This is a genomic window from Janthinobacterium sp. 35 (assembly GCF_002754575.1).
GTDB lineage: Bacteria > Pseudomonadota > Gammaproteobacteria > Burkholderiales > Burkholderiaceae_D > Janthinobacterium > Janthinobacterium tructae.
The window spans coordinates 1,962,369-1,978,996 of sequence record NZ_PEFN01000001.1 but is presented as its reverse complement, the minus strand read 5'-3'; the positions used below and the strand labels follow the sequence as shown (position 1 = coordinate 1,978,996).

The window sequence follows — 16,628 nt, the reverse complement described above, 5'->3', positions numbered from 1 at the left end:
GTCAAAGCTGGCGCTGCTCGATGATGCCGTTGCGCAGCGCCAGGTGGACCAAAGCGGCGGGGCCGGGCACGTCGAGCTTTTCCTTGATGCAGGTCTGGTGGTTGGCCACCGTCTTGCTGCTCACGTGCAGCAGGCGGGCGCAGTCGGCGGCGCTGCGGCCTTCGGCCAGCAGGCGGAAGATTTCGAATTCGCGCTGGCTCAGGCTGCTCAAGCGCTGCGCTTCCATGCTGGCCGTGCCCTGCAGCACGCCGGGCGCGCTGTGCGGGTCCAGGTAGCGCCGGCCCGCGTGGGCGGCGCGCACGGCGTCGACCAGGTGTTCCGGGTCGGCCTGCTTGCTGACGAAGCCGCAGGCGCCGCCGTCAAACGCGCGCGCGATCAGCTGCGGCGTGTCGTGCATGGTAAACACCAGCACGCGCGCGCCAGCATCGCGCGCGAGCAGCTTGCGCAGCAATTCCAGGCCGCCGATGCCGGGCATGGACAGATCCGTGACACACACGTCGGGTGCCTGCTCCAGGTACAGGCCATACGCCGTTTCGCCATTGCCTGCCTCGGCCACGACGGCGATGTCGCCGCCCTGTTCCAGCAGGCGCCGGTAGCCCGTGCGCACCACCGGGTGGTCGTCCACCAGCATGACGCGGATCGGCTGCAGGGCGTTGTGCATGGCGTTCATGCCGCGCACCGGGCCGCCAGGGCCACTTCGATGCGTAAGCCGTTGCCCAGCGCACTGATCCAGCGGATATGGCCGCGCAGGCCGGCGACTCTTTCACGCATGCCGAGCATGCCGAAGCCGGGATCCTGCTGCCTGTCCTGGCACAAGCCCTGGCCATTGTCTTCGATGGCCAGGTGCAGCAAGCCGTGCGCATCGGCGCGCAATTCCACGGTGGCCTGGTCGGCGCCCGCGTGGCGTGCCACATTCGTCAAGCCTTCCTGCACCAGGCGGTAGATGGCCGTGGCGATGCTGTCGTCGAGGTCGGCGGGGATGGCGTGCGGCGCGAAACGGCAGGCGATGCCGTGCTGCTGGGCCCAGCTGTCGCACAGCGCCTGCAGGGCCGCTTCCAGGCCCAGGCTGTCGAGCACGGGCGGGCGCAGCCGGCGCAGCATGCTGCGCACCATCGCATGCAGCGCTTCTGCGGAGCGGGCGATGCTGGCGGCACAGGCTTGCACGTTCGCCTGGTCGCCATCGCGCGCGCGCAGGATATAGCTGGCGGCGGCGCGGATGGCCGTGCAGTCTTGACCCACTTCATCGTGCAGCTCGCGCGCCAGCGCGCAGCGTTCCTCTTCCTGCGCGCGCAGCAGGCGCTGCGTGAGCGCGCGGTTTTGCGCCAGCAGCAGGGCCACCTGACGTCCGCGCCAGATGGCAAAGCCGGCCAGTACCAGCACCAGCAGCAGCAGGCTCAGGGCCAATTCATCGAGTTGCCAGTGCTCCTGGCGCCAGAGGACGCGCGTCAGCCGTTCGGCCAGGTCCAGCCTGGCGGCCAGCAGGAAAAAAGCCAGCGCCAGCGCGCAGCACACGATGCTGCGCCAGGCCGGCCGCGTGCCTGAGCGGCCGCTGCCGGCCAGTTGGTAGTGTTCCATGATGTTGCTCCCTGAGCACGGTCGATCCCCTTGTTGTGCAAGCTTCATGCCATCGGCGCAATAGCCCGAGAGGTGCGTCTTGTGGGAACGAGGGGCACAGACCAGTGTTCCAGGATGGAACAGGTGTACCGCGATGTGACGCCGATGTGATGGCTTTGCAAGCGCGGTTTTCGAGCTTATAGGAAGTTGGGCCGGCCCGTTGGCGCACACGTCAGCTGCGTGATGAATTGTTGTTCAAATGTAACATTGAGATTCCTCAAGGTTTCATAGGTAAAACAAAACAAAGTTTCGCAGAGTTAGATAAAAAATAAATAAATGATATTAAATATATGATATTTATTTTATGTAATTTGCTATATTTATTGACACTTTTGTGAAAAAGCTGAAAGCGGGCGCCAGACCTGCCGACCTATCTATCCACAACAATCAAGGGAATAGAATGAATCGTTTATCACCTGCGCGGGTATCGCCCGCCATCGTCAATCCGTCCGCTACCCGCGGTCGCTCCACCGTTTTTGCCGCGCTGGCCACCTTGTCCGTGCTGGCCTCGGCACCAGCCATGGCCGGTGTCCTGAGCTTCGATAACTTGCCCCCCGACGTGTATGAAAGCGGCCAGACGCTCAATACGTCGAACTACAAGCTGCAGTTCCTGGCCGACCCGACCACGGCGGCCGGCGGCGGCATCAGCGGCGTGGGCGCCATTCTCGATGGCAGCGTGGGCTCGTCGTGCGATATCGCCGCCTGCCCGCAAGGCGCCACTGGCAACTACCTGGCCATCCTCAACGATGGCGGCGTGAATTTCTCGCGCGCCGACCACCGGGCATTCACCCTGTCCGGCTTCGACTATTCCTTCATCGCCCCCATCACGGGCTTGCCGAACATGAATTGGGGCCAGCTGCAACTGAGCGGCACCCTGAGCAACGGCCAGGTGATCAGCACGTCGTGGGCGTTTCCGGGCCAGGGCAGCGATGGCAATTACTATTTCCAAAGCGCTTCCCTGCTCAGCGGCTTCAGCAACTACGCCTTCACGGGCCTGACCTTCAATGCGTGTATCTTCAACGAGACGGGCGCGTGCAGCAATTCCCTCGATTCGCCCGCATTCAACCAGGGCCAGTTCGCGCTCGACAACCTCAGTGTCAGCGCCGTGCCGGAACCGTCGACCTACATGCTGATGCTGGCCGGCCTGGGTGCCATCGGCATGCTGTCGCGCCGCCGCAGCGGCAAGTTCGCAGCTTCCACCGTGCAAGGAGCATGAGATGAAACTACGTCCCGTTTCACTCGCCATCCTCCTGCTGGCCGCCAGCCTGGCGCAAGCGGCGCAGGCGCAGGAACGCCGCTCCTACATCGTGCAGCTGGTCGACAAGCCGGCCGCCACCTACACGGGCCAGGTCAACGGCCTGGCCGCCACCAAGCCGGCCCCGGGGGCACGTATCAACGTGGGCGCCGCCGATGTGCAGGCCTACCTGAGCTACCTCGACACCAAACAGGCCGCCGTGGCCGGTACCGTCAGTGCGGCTGAAATCACGCACCAGTACAGCGTCGTCTTCAACGGCTTTTCCGCCTTGCTGACGGACGATGAAGTGCGGGCCCTGAAGAAAAACAGCGGCGTGGCCAGCATCAGCGCCGACTCCATCCTGCAGCTCGACACCAGCTACACGCCCAGCTTCCTGGGCCTGGACAAGCCGGGCGGCATCTGGGAGCAGCTGGGCGGCAAGGCGCACGCGGGTGAAGACATCATCATCGGCATCGTCGACAGCGGCATCTGGCCAGAGAACACGGCCTTTGCCGACCGCCTCGACGAGAACGGCGTACCCAGCCACAATGGCAACAACGTCGTGTACGGCGCGCCACCGGCCAACTGGCAGGGCACGTGCCAGACAGGCGAGGGATTTTCCGCCGAGAATTGCAACAACAAGCTGATCGGTGCGCGCTACTACCGCGCCGCCACGTCGGCCCTGCACTGGACGGAATTTTTATCGCCGCGCGATTCCGTCGCCGGATTGACGGGGCACGGCGGCCATGGCACGCATACGGCGTCCACGGCCGGCGGCAACAATGGCGCCCTGGCCACCTCGAACGGCGTCTCGCTGGGCAAGGCGTCGGGCATGGCGCCGCGCGCCCGCATCGCCGCCTATAAAGTGTGCTGGACGGCTGCCTCGACGGGGCGCAACGGCTGCGCCACGGCCGACAGCGTGGCCGCCATCGACCAGGCGGTCAAGGATGGCGTCAACGTCATCAACTTCTCCATCGGTCCGAACGCGGGCGGCGGCGCGTTCGACGAGCCGACGGAAGTGGCCTTCCTCGGCGCGGCGGCAGCCGGTGTGTTCGTTGCCACGTCGGGCGGCAATTCCGGCCCGGCCACGCCGGCACCCGATGTGCCGGCACCCGTGTCGCACATCAGCCCGTGGCTGGCGACGGTGGCCAATTCCACCCACAACCGCCTGTACGCGGGTAACGTCATCCTCAGCAACGGCAGCAAGCTGGAAGGCGCATCGAGCAATGCGAAGACGCCGGCGCTGCCGCTGATCCGCTCGCGCGACGCGGGCCTGGCCGGCGTGTTGCCGACGGATGTCAACCTGCTGCGCTGCTTCGGCGCGGCCGATGTCACCTCGGCCTACCTGGACCCGGCGAAAGTGGCGGGCAAGGTGCTGGTGTGCGACCGTGGCGGCAACGTGCTGGTCAACAAGAGCGCGAATGCCAAAACGGCGGGCGCGGCGGGCGTGATCATCGCCAACGTGGCCGGTGGCGTCAACACCATCATCAACCAGGCGCATGTGCTGTCGACCGTGCACCTGGCGCAGACGCAGGGCGACGCGCTGAAAGATTTCATGACCGCAAACCCCGACGGCACGGCGGCCTTGGGCGACATCCATACCATCCCCGACACCACGGTGCAGGCGCCGATCGTCAGCGACCGTTCCTCGCGCGGGCCGAACGTGGCCAATGCGAACATCCTGAAACCGGATCTGTCGGCGCCCGGCACCAACGTGCTGGCCGGCGTGACGGCCGACCTGACGCAGGCGCAGCGCGATGCCGTGGCGGCCGGTGGCGTGGCGCCGTCGGCCGAATGGGATTTCTATTCCGGCACCTCGATGGCCAGCCCGCACGTGGCCGGCGTGGCGGCCCTGCTCAAGCAGCAGCATCCGGACTGGTCGCCCGCAGCCATCAAGTCGGCATTGATGACGACGGCCTTCAGCACGTATTCGGATGGCTTGAACGGTTCCGTGTCGTGGGATGCCACGGCGAAGAACTCGGGCCAGCTGCCATGGGGCCAGGGCGCCGGCCACATCGCGCCGAACAGCGCGGCCGATCCGGGCCTCGTGTATGACATGTCGGAAATCGACTATGCGCGCTTCCTGTGCGGCCTGAACCTGAAGGTCTACACTGCCGCCACCTGCCAGGCCATCGGCACCATCCCGGCCTACAACCTGAACCTGGCGTCGCTGACGGCGGCCAACGTGCTGGGCACGCAAACCCTGACGCGCACGGTGACCAACGTGGGTGCCAGCAGCGCCGTCTACAACGTCTCGGCCAGCCTGTCCGGTTATACGGTGGCGGTGACGCCAACCAGCCTGAGCCTGGCGCCGGGCGCCAGTGCGCAGTACCAGGTCAAGCTGACGCGCACCACGGCGCCGGCCAATACCTGGGCCTACGGCGCCCTGAGCTGGAGCGATGGCACGCACACGGTACGCAGCCCGCTGACGGCGCGTGGCACCTCGCTGGCCGCCATTCCACTGGTCAGAAGCGAAGCGGCCACGGGCAGCAAGGTGCTGACCCTGGGCACGGGCTTCACGGGCGCGCTGGTGGGCGTCAAGTCGGGTCTCGTCGAAGCCGTGCGCCAGGCGCGCACGATCGGCCAGGCAGTGACGGGCGCTGCCGCATCGGCTGCCTGCAAGGCTGGCGGCACCACGGGCGTGAACGTGCACAGCGTGGTGATCCCGGCCGGCACCCTGGCGGCGCGCTTTGCCACCTACGACGCGGAAACGACGGGCGGCGCAAATACCGACATGGACATGGAGGTCTACAACGCCGCCAATGTGCTGGTCGGCAGCAGCGGCAATGAAGGTTCCAATGAGCAAGTGGAACTGCGCCTGCCCGCCGCTGGCACGTACAAGGTGTGCGTGATCGGCTACGCGCCGCAAGGCGGCCAGGCCGACTACACGCTGTCGTCGTGGGTGCTGGCGCCTGGCCTGTCGAATGGCGGCTTCAAGGCGCTGATGCCGGGCACGGCCTACACGGGCGGCACGGCGACTGTCTCCCTGAGCTGGTCCAGCCTGGCCGAAGGCAAGCGCCACTTGGGCGCCGTCGGCTACCAGGTGGGCGGCGTGGTGCAGGGCGTCACGGTGGTCGAGGTCAATACCAATGACCCCGTGCCGATGTTCCAGAACGCACGCGGCGCCAGGCCGGTGCTGGCTGAATAAACCGTTCTTTGCGTGAGCGCAAGGCGTGCCTCCGGGCACGCCTTTTTTTTATTTATACACCCCCGTTCGGGAGGAATAGCGCTTGCGCACCGGCAAAGCCACCGGTATCTTGTCGGATAGCCATGGCTTTGTGCCCTGGCATTCTTGGGGAGTCGCGCGTGACCAGTTTCCGCACCAATACCGACCGCCTGCTGGAAGTGCGCCTGCAGGATGAAAAAGTGCTGGCGATTGCCGGCGCCATGGTCGCCTATACGGGCAGCATCAAATTTGAAAAGTCCCTGCTCGGTGGCGAGGGCATCTTCGGCGCGCTCAAGCGCAAGGTGACGAACGAAGGCATGCAAGTGATGCAGGCTTCAGGCAGCGGCACGGTGTTTTTCGCGCAGAATGCGGCCGAGATCACCGTCATGGCGCTGGCCGGCGAAAAGCTGACTATCGAAAGCAGCAGCCTGCTGGCCTACGACACCAGTCTGAAGACGGGCACCAGCTTTGCCGGCCTGCGTGGCGCCAGCTCGGGCCAGGGCCTGTTTTCCACCACCGTCGAAGGCCATGGCAACCTGGCCGTCATTTCGCGCGGCAACCTGATCATGCTGGAAGTGACGCCGGCGCACCCGCTGCGCGTGGACCCGGACGCCTTCGTCGGTTTCAAGGGCGATATCCGCCAGGAATTCGTTTTTGATGTCAACTGGCGCACCATGATCGGCCAGAGCTCGGGCGAATCGTACCAGCATAAATTCACTGGCCAGGGCGTGGTGTTCATCCAGCCCGCCGAACGTTAAGTCAGCGAGGACCCGCGATGCCTGTCTATCAGCAAATCAATGAAAAGATGCTTGAGGTCAAACTCGGCAATGAAGAAGTGTTCGCCCGCAAGGGCGCCATGGTGTCGTACCAGGGCGACGTGGCGTTCAGCCGCTCCTTCCTGGCGGGCCAGGGCGTGCAAAGCCTGGCCATGCGCGCCGTCACGAGCGAAGGCTACGCCATGATGTCGGCGCGTGGCACGGGCAGCGTGTTTTATGCGCAGGGCGGCCTGTTCGTTACTATCGTGCCCGTGCGCGGCGAAACGTTTTACGTGGAAAGCGATTCCCTGCTAGCCTTCGATGCGCGCCTGACGGCCGGCACCATGTTCCTCGGCAACCAGGGCGGCGTGCAGGGCGTGGTGCGCGGCATGGCCTCGGGCCAGGGCTTGTTTACCACCACCTTGCAAGGCACGGGCGAAGTGGCGATTTTGTCGGACGGCAATGCCATCGGCTTGCCCGTCACGCCGGACGTGCCCGTGTTTGTCGACCCGCAAGCGTATATCGGCCACACGGGCCAGCTGAGCTCGACCATCGTCACGGACCTGAACTGGAAAACCTTCGTCGGCCAGGCGTCCGGCGAATCGTACCAGGTGAAGTTTACGGGCCAGGGCACGGTCTACATCCAAGCGAGCGAAAGGTAAGCCATGACGATTTACAACCCCGATACCTTGCCGAAGAACGATAACCTGAACCGTTTTTCGTATGTCATCGACGTCAAGGAACAGATCTTCATTCGCAAGGGCAAGATGATCGCCTTCTATGGCGAGCTGCGCTTCGAAGCCATGGGCAGCAGCGTGCTCGACCTGATCGTGCGCAACGCCTTCAATGCGCCCAAGTACATCCACCACTTTGTCGTGGCGCAAGGCCAGGGTCACTTGATTTTGGGCGATAACGGCAACGACCTGGCGTGCTACGACCTGGACAACGCCAACATGACCATCCGCGCGAAAAACCTGCTGGGTTTTACGAAGGACGTGATTTGCCAGGAATCGACCCTGCCCGGCTATCTGACGATGATAGGCACGGGTAAAGTGATCGCCTCGTCGAACGGCCCCGTGCATTTCCTCGAGTTGCCGTGCCGCGTGGACGAGCAGGCCGTGCTGGGCTGGGCCGACTGCCCCAGCCCTTCGTATCACTACGATTACGCCCACGTGCAGGGCTGGGCCTCGGCCGCCGGCGCACTCACGGGTTTTACCCTGTCGGGCGAGGAAAAGCAGATCGACTTCACGGGCGCCGGCACGGTGCTGGTGCAGTCGTCCGAACTGGACGTGACGGGCAGCTCGGCCCTGATGCAGCTGCTGTCGCAACTGCCGCTGCTGGGCAAGGAAGACCTCGGTACCTTGAGTCTTTCCGTCCAGCAGCAGATGAAGCAAGAGCGCTAAATTATGTTACGGCCGCGCCCAGCTGGGCGGCCGCTTCTCTAAAAAGGCGGTGACGCCTTCGTCCGCATCCTCTTCCATCATGTTGCGCGCCATCACGTCGCCCGCATACGCATACGCGTCGTCCAGCGGCAACTGGCGCTGCCGGTAGAACATGGCCTTGCCGTAGCGGATGGCCGTCGGGCTTTTTGCCATGATTTGCTGCGCCAGGCGCGCCACGGCCTCGTCGAGCGCCGTATCGGCCACCGTTTCGTTGATCAGGCCCCAGTTGGCGGCCGTGTCGGCGTCGATGAAGCGGCCCGTCACCAGCATGTCGAAGGCCCGTTTGGGCGAGACGTTGCGCGACAGGGCCACCGATGGCGTGGCGCAGAACAGGCCCACGTTGATGCCGGAGACGGCAAAACGCGCGGACGCGCCCGCCACAGCCAGGTCGCAGCTGGCGACTAATTGGCAGCCGGCCGCCGTGGCGATGCCGTGCACGCGGGCAATCACGGGCACGGGCAAGGCCTGGATGGCTTGCATCACGCGCGAGCATTGCGCGAACAGGGTCTGATAATAATCAAGCTGGCGCGTAGCTTGCATCTGGCGCAAATCGTGGCCCGCGCAAAAGGCCTTGCCTTCGGCGGCCAGCACCACGCAGCGCACGTGCGGCTGCTGCGCGATGGTGTCCAGCGCTTTTTGCAGCGCCGCCAGCATGGCTTCCGACAGGGCATTGAATTGCAGGGGGCGGTTCAGGCGCAGGGTGACGAGGCCAGCCTCATCCTCGCGCAGCACCAGCGGTGCGTCGGTATCGTGTAAAACGGTCATGCGGTCTCCAGTGGCCTGATGGCCTTGTTGTTTTAGGAAATCTTATTTGGCGGCATTGACGCTGCCGATGCCGGCGACCGACTTGTGCACGATCTTCGGCTTGCCGTAATACGTCAGTTCGCCCATGCCGCGCACCACGGCGTTCAGTTCGCCCGAGGAATACACCTTGACGGAGCCGATGCCTTCGAAATTGACGTCGACGTTTTTCGCAAGCAAGGCTTTCGTATCGACTTCGCCCACGCCCTGCGCCTTCAGGCGCAGCCAGTCGACCTGGCCATCGGCGGCCAGGCGGCCCGCGCCCTTGTAGCTGATGTCGACTCTTGGGCCATTGAGCTTGGTCAAGATCTTCTCGCCCGCGCCTTCCGCGATCAGCTTGCGCAAGGTGGGCATGGTGATGATGACGCGCGGGTCGCCCTCGGTCTTCTTGATGTCCTTGTCCTTCATGGAAATTTTCAGCTCGCCATCGACCACTTCCGTAATCACGCCGCTGAGGAATTTCTGGTCGCCGCGCAGCAGCAGGGTCTGCTCTTTGCCCGATTCGACTTCGATGCTGATGGGGCCGCGGATGTCGATGGCGTTAAAGGCGCCGACCGTGCGGGTTTGCTCGTCGGCATGCGCGACGGTAGCGAGGCAGGCGAGGGACAGGACTGACAACAGGAACAGAGGGCGCATGGCGGTTTCCTTGAGTAGTTGATCAGTGTATTCTATTGTGCAACATCTCCATTGGGGAGAAATTTGCGATGAACGGCACAAATCGCGGCGCGGATGACAGCCGCGCGCCCGGCAAGGCGCCGTTGGGCTATGCTATGGCGTACCGCGTCCTGGAGACCAGATGAAAAATTATCACAAAGAAGATTATCCCGTCGCCGATATTCGCCGCTTCCTCGAACCGGGGCCGGTGGTGCTGGTCAGCTCCACCTGGAAGGGCGAGAGCGACGTCATGACCATGGCCTGGCACATGCTGATGGAATTCACGCCATCGTTACTGGGCTGCTTCATTTCCGATGCGAACCACAGCTACGAAATGATCAAGCGCAGCATGGAATGCGTGATCAACCTGCCCACGGCCGACATGGTCGATCAGGTGGTCGCCATCGGCAATTGCAGCGGCGAAGACACGGATAAATTCACCGCCTTCGGCCTGACGCCGCAGCCGGCCGAGCTGGTGGGCGCACCGCTGATCGCCGAGTGCTACGCCAACTTCGAATGCAAGCTGGCGCAGGTGGCGGGCAACCCGAAGGGCGGCTTCTTCATCTTCGAGTGCGTGAAAGCCCACGTGGCCACCTCGCCCAAGCTGCCCGAAACCCTGCACTACCGGGGCAACGGCGAGTTCATGGTGTCGGGCCGCACGATCAGCCGCAAGAGCTTGATGAAACCTGAAATGTTGTAGGTCGGATTAGCGCGGCTATGCCGCGCGTAATCCGACGACATTGTTGACGCTTAAATCACCCCTTGCGCCAGCATCGCATCGGCCACTTTGACGAAGCCGGCGATATTGGCGCCATCGACATAGCTGACGGTGCCATCGGCGCGCGTGCCGTATTGCTTGCACGCGGCATGGATGCCTTGCATGATCTGCAGCAAACGCGCATCGACTTCTTCGCGCGGCCAGGAAATGCGGGCCGCGTTCTGGCTCATTTCCAGGCCGGAAGTCGCCACGCCGCCCGCATTGCTGGCCTTGCCCGGCGCATACAGTACGCCGGCCGCCTCGAATGCCTTGGCTGCCTCGATGGTGGTGGGCATGTTGGCGCCTTCGGCCACGCACTGCACGCCATTGGCGATCAAGGTGCGCGCATCGTCGATGTTCAATTCATTCTGCGTGGCGCAGGGCAGGGCGATGTCGACCGGCACATGCCATGGCGACACGCCCGCTTCGAAGCGCACGCCCGTGCGTTCGGCGTAGTCGCTGACGCGGCCATACAGATGGTTCTTGATTTCCATCAGGATGGCCAGTTTTTCTGGCGTGAAACCGTCTTCATCGATGATGGTGCCGCTCGAATCCGAGACGGTGATGACTTTCGCGCCCATGGCCATGGCTTTTTCCACCGCGTACTGCGCCACGTTGCCCGAACCGGACACGGACACGCGCATGCCTTCGAACGAGCGGCCCCGCGTTTTCAGCATTTCTTCGGCGAAATATACGGTGCCGTAGCCCGTCGCTTCCGGCCGCATCAGCGAGCCGCCGAAGCTGGCGCCCTTGCCCGTGAACACGCAGTCGGCACGGTTGCTGAGTTTTTTCATCATGCCGGCCATATAACCCACTTCACGCCCGCCCACGCCGATGTCGCCGGCCGGCACGTCCGTGTCCGAGCCCACGTGGCGGAACAGTTCGCTGACGAAGGCCTGGCAGAAACGCATCACTTCGCCCGGGCTCTTGCCCTTCGGATCGAAATCGGCGCCGCCCTTGCCGCCGCCCATCGGTAACGTGGTCAGCGCATTCTTGAATGTTTGCTCGAAGGCGAGGAATTTCAGCACCGACAGGGTCACGGAAGGGTGGAAGCGGATGCCGCCCTTGTACGGCCCGATGGCCATGCTGTGCTGGATGCGGTAGCCGCGATTGACTTGTACTTGCCCATGGTCATCGACCCACGACACGCGGAACATCACCACGCGCTCCGGCTCGATCAAGCGTTCCAGCAAGCCTTGTTCCGCGTATTTCGGGTGCTGTTCCAGGAACGGCCACAAGCTCTCCATGACTTCGGTGACGGCTTGCAGAAACTCGGGTTGACCTGGATTGCGTGCGGCGACATGCTGGACATACTCGTGAGCAGATGCGTATTTCATCAGAATTCCATGGAGGTAATCGGTTATTTGGGCAACTATCATCGCAGATTTCGCACGAAAATGGTGCAGAAATTTGGTTTTGAGGGGTTTCTGCTACATTATGGGGCGCATTTTCCGGCTGGCCGGCGCGGCAAAACAGGTAGTGGTCTGGTGAGTTTTTAAGAATTGCCTATTTATTGAAAGATTGACAGATCCCAATCACCCCTGTGGGTAGTCAGGCAAGAATGACTTGCTGTTCGCCAACTTTGAATGGGGGAATCCTTATGTTCAAGTGTCTTGCCACTAAAAGCGCGCCTATCGTCATCACCTTGCTTTGCGCGCACATGCTTTCCGGATGTGTAACAAAGACAGTGCCAGTGGTGGCATCGGCCTCAAGCTATGAATGCAGGCCGACACCAGTCGATGGCTTGCCCATGGCAGGGGAGGGGGCGTATGGATGCCATTTTCAACTGCTCGATACGGAGACGAAAGAAATTCTCGTCAATACACCGTATTCACTCGACGTCTATGCACCGTCGAAATCGGTAGCCTCAGAAACACCATTTCTCGCCACACTGAAAGGTGTGACAGATGCGCATGGGCGATCCGGATTCATACGGGCGTCATTTCCCATCACTCCCGAGCGCATGCGATTTGTGCGGGTGGTGGGAAGCGGGCCATATGGCCGCAGTCCTCGCTTGTTGCGCCCGACGGATGGCGCGGGCGTGGCCGGTATGCATTATCACGTGACAGGTTGCGGATACGATCAAACAGGCATTACCGATGAGCAAGGTCTTGCGCCCTTGTTTCTCAGTGTATCCGAGTGCAAACTGAAAGCGGCTTTTTACATGTGCCGTAATGGCAAGTGCCCGACCAAGTGACATCCCCGTCGCCCTCCTTGCGCAGCCCACCAACGACAACGCCAGCCCGAAGGCTGGCGTTGTCGTCATTGTGCTGTCAGGAGCGTCACCCCGCCATGCCGCGCAGTATCAAACCCGTGATGTAGGCGCCATAGGTGCCCAGCGCGTAGCCCAGCACGGCCAGCAGCACGCCGACGGGTGCCAGCGATGGGTGGAAGGCGCTGGCGATGACGGGGGCCGAGGCGGCGCCGCCGATGTTCGCTTGCGAGCCGACGGCCATGAAGAACAGGGGCGCGCGGATCAGCTTGGCGACGAGCAGCATCAGCCCGCCATGCACGGCGATCCAGATCAGGCCCAGCAGGAACAGGAACGGCTTGTCGAACAGGGCTTTCAAGTCCATGTGCATGCCGATGGTGGCCACCAGCACGTACAGCATGGCCGAGCCGATGGTCGAGGCGCCCGCGCCTTCCAGGCTGCGCGCGCGGGTAAAGCTCAGCAGCAGGCCGAAGGTGGTGGCGAGCACGACGATCCAGAAGAAGTTCGATGTCAGGCTGTAATCCTGCAAGCGCCACTCGGCCGGCAGGGTGGCGATCCAGCTGATGATGGGGCCGGCCAGGAAGTGTGACAGGCCCGTCACGCCCAGGCCCACGCCAAGGATGATCATGATGTCGGTCAAGGTGGCGATGCGCGCGTGCTGGGCCCGATAACTTTCGATGCTGTCCTTGAGCGCATTGATGGCGGATAAATCCGCGCCCGTCCAGCGGTCGAAGGCGCCCGCGCGGCCGGCCAGGAACAGCAGCACGGCCGTCCAGACGTTGGCCACCAGCACGTCGACGGCGACGAACTGGCCGAACAGCGTGGCATCGACTTCAAACACTTCCTTCATGGCCGCCTGGTTGGCGCCGCCGCCTATCCACGAACCGGCGACAGTCGTCATGCCGCGCCAGGTGTCGCCCGCCACCGTTTCCGGGTGGATCAAACGCAAGGATTCGAACGAGACGAGGGCGCCCAGCATCACGCCGAGCGTTCCTGTGAGAAACATGATGATGGCCTTGGGGCCGAGGCGGATGATGCCGCCGAAATCGATGGCCACGCACAGCAGCACCAGCGCGCTGGGCAGCAGATAGTCGCGCGCCACGGCGTACAGGCCGGAGGCGTTGCCGTCGATGATGCCGAAGGTGTTGAGCAGCGCCGGGATCAGGTAGCACATCAGCAGCGACGGGATATAGGTATAGAACTTTTTCCAGAAGCCGTCCGCGCGGGAGGCTGTCCAGAAGACGGCCCCCAGGGTCATGGCGAGCAGGCCGAGGACGACGGCGTCGTTGGTGATGAGGGCGGGTGTGGCAGGTGGCATCGGGGATTCCGGTGAACGTGTCAGGGACGCACCGGGTTCCGATAACGGCCCCGGGCGCAGGGTGGCCGTATCGTATAGCAATGTTGAGGCTTGAACAAATTGTTTAAGCGGCGATGTGCGGATTTTTACTTGTCAAATCAAACACTTGGAAACTGCTCGCCACACCGCTTGCCAGACTGGCGGTTACAAATAGCGGGCCAGCAAGGCCTTGTCCAGCGCCCCGTCGAGTTCGATGCGCACGAAGTGGCCGCTGCCGGGCGCGACCTGGATCTCCTTGCCGTCGTCGCTGAGCATGCGGGCGATGGTGAAATCGCGGTTGCCGCCCGGATGCAGGGCCTCGATGCGGTCGCCCACGGCGAAGCGGTTTTTCACTTCCACCCTGGCCCAGCCGTCCGTCACGCCCAGCACGTCGCCCACATACTGGCTGCGGTCCGCCTCGGAGGCCCCGCGCATGTAGTTCTGGTGCGTTTGCGTGTGATGGCGTTGATAAAAACCGTCCGTGTAGCCGCGGTTGGCCAGGCCTTGCAGCTGACCCAGCAGGCTGATGTCGAAGGGACGGCCCGCCACGGCGTCATCGATGGCCTGGCGGTAGACTTGCGCCGTGCGCGCCGCGTAGTACAGCGACTTGGTGCGGCCCTCGACTTTCAGCGAATTGACGCCGATTTTCACCAGGCGCTCGATATGCTCGACGGCGCGCAAGTCCTTCGAATTCATGATGTAGGTGCCGTGCTCGTCCTCGAGGATCGGCATCAGCTGGCCCGGGCGCTGGGCTTCTTCGATAAAGTAGGGCTGGTCGGCCAGCGGGTGGCGCGGCTGCTGGTGCAGGGCGGAAAACGCATTGTTGTCGGCCTCGGCCAGCGCCTGGTGAAATTCCAGCGGCACCACCTGCATGCCGCCCAGGTCACCGCTGGCGTCTTCCGAGGCATTTTTCACCTTGTAATCCCAGCGGCAGGAATTGGTGCAGGTGCCCTGATTCGGGTCGCGGTGATTGAAGTAGCCGGAGAGCAAACAGCGGCCCGAATAGGCAATGCACAGGGCGCCGTGGACGAACACTTCCAGTTCCATCTCCGGGCAGCGCTGGCGGATTTCCTCGATTTCGTCGAGCGACAGTTCGCGCGACAGAATCACGCGCGTCAAACCCATGCGGTGCCAGAACTTCACATCGGCCCAGTTGACGGCATTCGCCTGCACGGACAGGTGCACGGGGACGTCCGGCCACTTGTCGCGCACCATCATGATCAGGCCCGGGTCGGCCATGATCAGGGCATCCGGGCGCATGGCGATCACCGGTTCCATGTCGTGCAAATACGTTTTCAGCTTGGCATTGTGGGCGAAGATGTTGCTCGCGACAAAGAATTGCTTGCCGCGCGCATGCGCGCCATCAATTCCTTCCTGCAAGGCTTGCAAGGTCGAAAAATCGTTATTGCGCACGCGCAAACTGTAGCGCGGCTGGCCCGCATAGACGGCGTCGGCGCCATAGTCGAAGGCGGCATGCATCTTGGCCAGTGAGCCGGCAGGCAGGAGAAGTTCGGGAGCGTGGCGCATGGGCGAGGGGCAAAGCCGGCCATTCTATGCGGGCTGGCGCCAGATTGCCTTGCCTTGGGTCAAGGGATTAACATGTGCTGTCAGGCAACTTCAGGCCTAAGGCGCGGTACGCCTCGATGAGCGCTGTGCTCCAGGTCGCCAGCAGCGCATAAAAACCGCCAGCCCCGGGCGCCATCCTCTTCGGGCCTGGGTTCCAGTGCTGGCGCTGCAAGGACTTGCCGCTGGCAAATCCTTGCTTGGCGACTCAGGCCAGGTGCTTGCGTTTGCGCATGCGCAGGAAGCCGAGCATGCCCAGGCCCATGCCCAGCATCATGTACGTGCCGGGTTCCGGCACGGCGGAGGTGATGTTCACGGTGTCGATGCCGATGAAGTTCGAGTTATCGCCAATCGGACCGCCGTCGCCCACCAGGTAGCGGAAGGCCAGGGCGCCAGTGGTCGCGTTCGACAAGCCGCTCAGGGTGACGCTGTATTGCGTCCACGTTTCCGGATAGCCGAACAGGCCCAGGCTCGGGTTTACGCTCAGCAGTAGCGTCGAGAAGGTGCCCACGCTGCTGGCGCTGTTGCCGACATCGGTACCGCCGACATTGCTGAAGCGCACTTCCAGGTTATCCGGATAGAACGACATATCCTCCGTGCGGGTAAAAAAGGACAGCGTGTCGCCATTGCGGTAGGTCGAGGTGGGCAAGATCAGCCAGGTGCTGATGTCGGACACGTTAGCGCCACTATTGAAGTTGGCTGCCAGATAGGAGTTGGCTGCGCCTTGATGCGCGTTGAACACCGATGGGTTGCCCTGAAACCAGCTGGTCGAACCGACAGGCGAACTCAGGTTGTTCACGGTCCAGCCAGCGGGAAGGCCGTCATCGAAATTTTCAGTCAAGGCATCGGCTGAGGCAGTGCTGCTAAGGCTGAAGGCCAGGGTCAGGGCAAGCGTGGAAAGCAACGTGGATTTGAACGTGACAGACATCATGAACCTCCATCAAGAAATAGTGGGTAATCGTAGTAACGCGTGTGAGCGTTGCAATCAAGATAACACCAATATTAATAAAATTGCTAACAATAAATACAACTATTGCTATCTGTTTTTATGCGCACCCTCATCGCTCTGCGGGAGAAAGGCGCGGGCAATGAAA

General features: G+C 62.8%; 15 protein-coding genes. 7 read left to right on the top strand and 8 right to left on the bottom strand.

The window, feature by feature from the left end; genetic code table 11:
- Position 1: 1 nt before the first annotated feature.
- Positions 2-670 carry a response regulator gene (locus CLU93_RS08900; RefSeq protein ID WP_257224914.1) on the bottom strand — a complete coding sequence of 223 codons (669 nt, stop codon included), beginning with the start codon at positions 668-670 and terminating at the stop codon, positions 2-4.
- Positions 667-1,575: a histidine kinase gene (locus CLU93_RS08895; protein WP_180287828.1), complete on the bottom strand. Its 909-nt coding sequence runs from the start codon at positions 1,573-1,575 to the stop codon at positions 667-669. Before CLU93_RS08895 ends, CLU93_RS08900 begins: the two co-directional genes overlap by 4 nt.
- 439 nt (positions 1,576-2,014) lie before the next feature.
- Here CLU93_RS08895 and CLU93_RS08890 point away from each other — a divergent pair, with 439 nt between their 5' ends.
- The 5 genes from CLU93_RS08890 to CLU93_RS08870 all read left to right on the top strand — a co-directional run bounded on the left by CLU93_RS08890 (position 2,015) and on the right by CLU93_RS08870 (position 8,172).
- Positions 2,015-2,830 carry an NF038120 family PEP-CTERM protein gene (locus CLU93_RS08890; protein ID WP_099760798.1) on the top strand — a complete coding sequence of 272 codons (816 nt, stop codon included), beginning with the start codon at positions 2,015-2,017 and terminating at the stop codon, positions 2,828-2,830.
- Position 2,831: 1 nt separating this feature from the next.
- Positions 2,832-5,996, top strand: a complete 3,165-nt coding sequence (locus CLU93_RS08885) for a S8 family serine peptidase (RefSeq protein ID WP_099760797.1) — start codon at positions 2,832-2,834, stop codon at positions 5,994-5,996.
- A 122-nt stretch (positions 5,997-6,118) separates the two neighbouring features.
- Positions 6,119-6,772, top strand: coding sequence for an AIM24 family protein (locus tag CLU93_RS08880; RefSeq protein ID WP_081344927.1), 654 nt, complete (start codon positions 6,119-6,121; stop codon positions 6,770-6,772).
- 17 nt (positions 6,773-6,789) lie between these two features.
- Positions 6,790-7,431, top strand: a complete 642-nt coding sequence (locus CLU93_RS08875) for an AIM24 family protein (RefSeq protein WP_099760796.1) — start codon at positions 6,790-6,792, stop codon at positions 7,429-7,431.
- Between the two features lie 3 nt (positions 7,432-7,434).
- Complete coding sequence (locus CLU93_RS08870) at positions 7,435-8,172, top strand: AIM24 family protein (RefSeq protein ID WP_099760795.1); 738 nt, start codon at positions 7,435-7,437, stop codon at positions 8,170-8,172.
- 6 nt (positions 8,173-8,178) lie between these two features.
- Here the strand turns inward: CLU93_RS08870 and CLU93_RS08865 are convergent, their stop codons facing one another.
- Both CLU93_RS08865 and CLU93_RS08860 read right to left on the bottom strand, forming a co-directional pair.
- On the bottom strand, positions 8,179-8,976 hold the full coding sequence (locus tag CLU93_RS08865) for an enoyl-CoA hydratase (protein ID WP_099760794.1): 798 nt from the start codon (positions 8,974-8,976) through the stop codon (positions 8,179-8,181).
- 42 nt (positions 8,977-9,018) lie between these two features.
- The gene (locus CLU93_RS08860; RefSeq protein ID WP_099760793.1) at positions 9,019-9,648 is read right to left on the bottom strand and encodes a head GIN domain-containing protein; all 630 of its coding nucleotides are present in this window, start codon (positions 9,646-9,648) and stop codon (positions 9,019-9,021) included.
- 160 nt (positions 9,649-9,808) lie between these two features.
- Between CLU93_RS08860 and CLU93_RS08855 the strand changes: the two genes are divergently transcribed.
- Positions 9,809-10,366 (top strand): flavin reductase family protein, encoded by a 558-nt coding sequence (locus CLU93_RS08855; RefSeq protein WP_096233711.1) that lies wholly within the window; start codon positions 9,809-9,811, stop codon positions 10,364-10,366.
- Between the two features lie 50 nt (positions 10,367-10,416).
- On the opposite strand, the gene gdhA is transcribed toward CLU93_RS08855, so the two are convergent.
- Positions 10,417-11,760, bottom strand: a complete 1,344-nt coding sequence (gene gdhA, locus CLU93_RS08850; protein ID WP_099760792.1) for an NADP-specific glutamate dehydrogenase — start codon at positions 11,758-11,760, stop codon at positions 10,417-10,419.
- 263 nt (positions 11,761-12,023) lie between these two features.
- Here gdhA and CLU93_RS27850 point away from each other — a divergent pair, with 263 nt between their 5' ends.
- Positions 12,024-12,620, top strand: a complete 597-nt coding sequence (locus CLU93_RS27850; protein WP_143451725.1) for a hypothetical protein — start codon at positions 12,024-12,026, stop codon at positions 12,618-12,620.
- Between the two features lie 85 nt (positions 12,621-12,705).
- Here the strand turns inward: CLU93_RS27850 and CLU93_RS08845 are convergent, their stop codons facing one another.
- The 3 genes from CLU93_RS08845 to CLU93_RS08835 form a co-directional block, all read right to left on the bottom strand.
- Positions 12,706-13,953, bottom strand: a complete 1,248-nt coding sequence (locus CLU93_RS08845; protein WP_099760791.1) for a DUF819 family protein — start codon at positions 13,951-13,953, stop codon at positions 12,706-12,708.
- A 183-nt stretch (positions 13,954-14,136) separates the two neighbouring features.
- Positions 14,137-15,498 carry a prephenate-dependent tRNA uridine(34) hydroxylase TrhP gene (trhP, locus tag CLU93_RS08840; RefSeq protein ID WP_099760790.1) on the bottom strand — a complete coding sequence of 454 codons (1,362 nt, stop codon included), beginning with the start codon at positions 15,496-15,498 and terminating at the stop codon, positions 14,137-14,139.
- Positions 15,499-15,742: 244 nt separating this feature from the next.
- A complete protein-coding gene (locus CLU93_RS08835; protein WP_243420111.1) occupies positions 15,743-16,465 on the bottom strand; it encodes a choice-of-anchor J family PEP-CTERM protein in 723 nt (240 codons plus the stop codon).
- Positions 16,466-16,628: the final 163 nt, after the last annotated feature.

What these genes read in the sequence shown, in the direction of transcription:
- CLU93_RS27850 (WP_143451725.1), top strand. Translation starts at nt 12,024, where the DNA reads ATGTTCAAGTGTCTTGCCACTAAAAGCGCGCCTATCGTCATCACCTTG.
- trhP (WP_099760790.1), bottom strand. Translation starts at nt 15,498, where the DNA reads ATGCGCCACGCTCCCGAACTTCTCCTGCCTGCCGGCTCACTGGCCAAG.
- CLU93_RS08880 (WP_081344927.1), top strand. Translation starts at nt 6,119, where the DNA reads ATGGCTTTGTGCCCTGGCATTCTTGGGGAGTCGCGCGTGACCAGTTTC.
- CLU93_RS08900 (WP_257224914.1), bottom strand. Translation starts at nt 670, where the DNA reads ATGAACGCCATGCACAACGCCCTGCAGCCGATCCGCGTCATGCTGGTG.
- CLU93_RS08865 (WP_099760794.1), bottom strand. Translation starts at nt 8,976, where the DNA reads ATGACCGTTTTACACGATACCGACGCACCGCTGGTGCTGCGCGAGGAT.
- CLU93_RS08895 (WP_180287828.1), bottom strand. Translation starts at nt 1,575, where the DNA reads ATGGAACACTACCAACTGGCCGGCAGCGGCCGCTCAGGCACGCGGCCG.
- gdhA (WP_099760792.1), bottom strand. Translation starts at nt 11,760, where the DNA reads ATGAAATACGCATCTGCTCACGAGTATGTCCAGCATGTCGCCGCACGC.
- CLU93_RS08890 (WP_099760798.1), top strand. Translation starts at nt 2,015, where the DNA reads ATGAATCGTTTATCACCTGCGCGGGTATCGCCCGCCATCGTCAATCCG.
- CLU93_RS08870 (WP_099760795.1), top strand. Translation starts at nt 7,435, where the DNA reads ATGACGATTTACAACCCCGATACCTTGCCGAAGAACGATAACCTGAAC.
- CLU93_RS08835 (WP_243420111.1), bottom strand. Translation starts at nt 16,465, where the DNA reads ATGATGTCTGTCACGTTCAAATCCACGTTGCTTTCCACGCTTGCCCTG.
- CLU93_RS08885 (WP_099760797.1), top strand. Translation starts at nt 2,832, where the DNA reads ATGAAACTACGTCCCGTTTCACTCGCCATCCTCCTGCTGGCCGCCAGC.
- CLU93_RS08875 (WP_099760796.1), top strand. Translation starts at nt 6,790, where the DNA reads ATGCCTGTCTATCAGCAAATCAATGAAAAGATGCTTGAGGTCAAACTC.
- CLU93_RS08855 (WP_096233711.1), top strand. Translation starts at nt 9,809, where the DNA reads ATGAAAAATTATCACAAAGAAGATTATCCCGTCGCCGATATTCGCCGC.
- CLU93_RS08860 (WP_099760793.1), bottom strand. Translation starts at nt 9,648, where the DNA reads ATGCGCCCTCTGTTCCTGTTGTCAGTCCTGTCCCTCGCCTGCCTCGCT.
- CLU93_RS08845 (WP_099760791.1), bottom strand. Translation starts at nt 13,953, where the DNA reads ATGCCACCTGCCACACCCGCCCTCATCACCAACGACGCCGTCGTCCTC.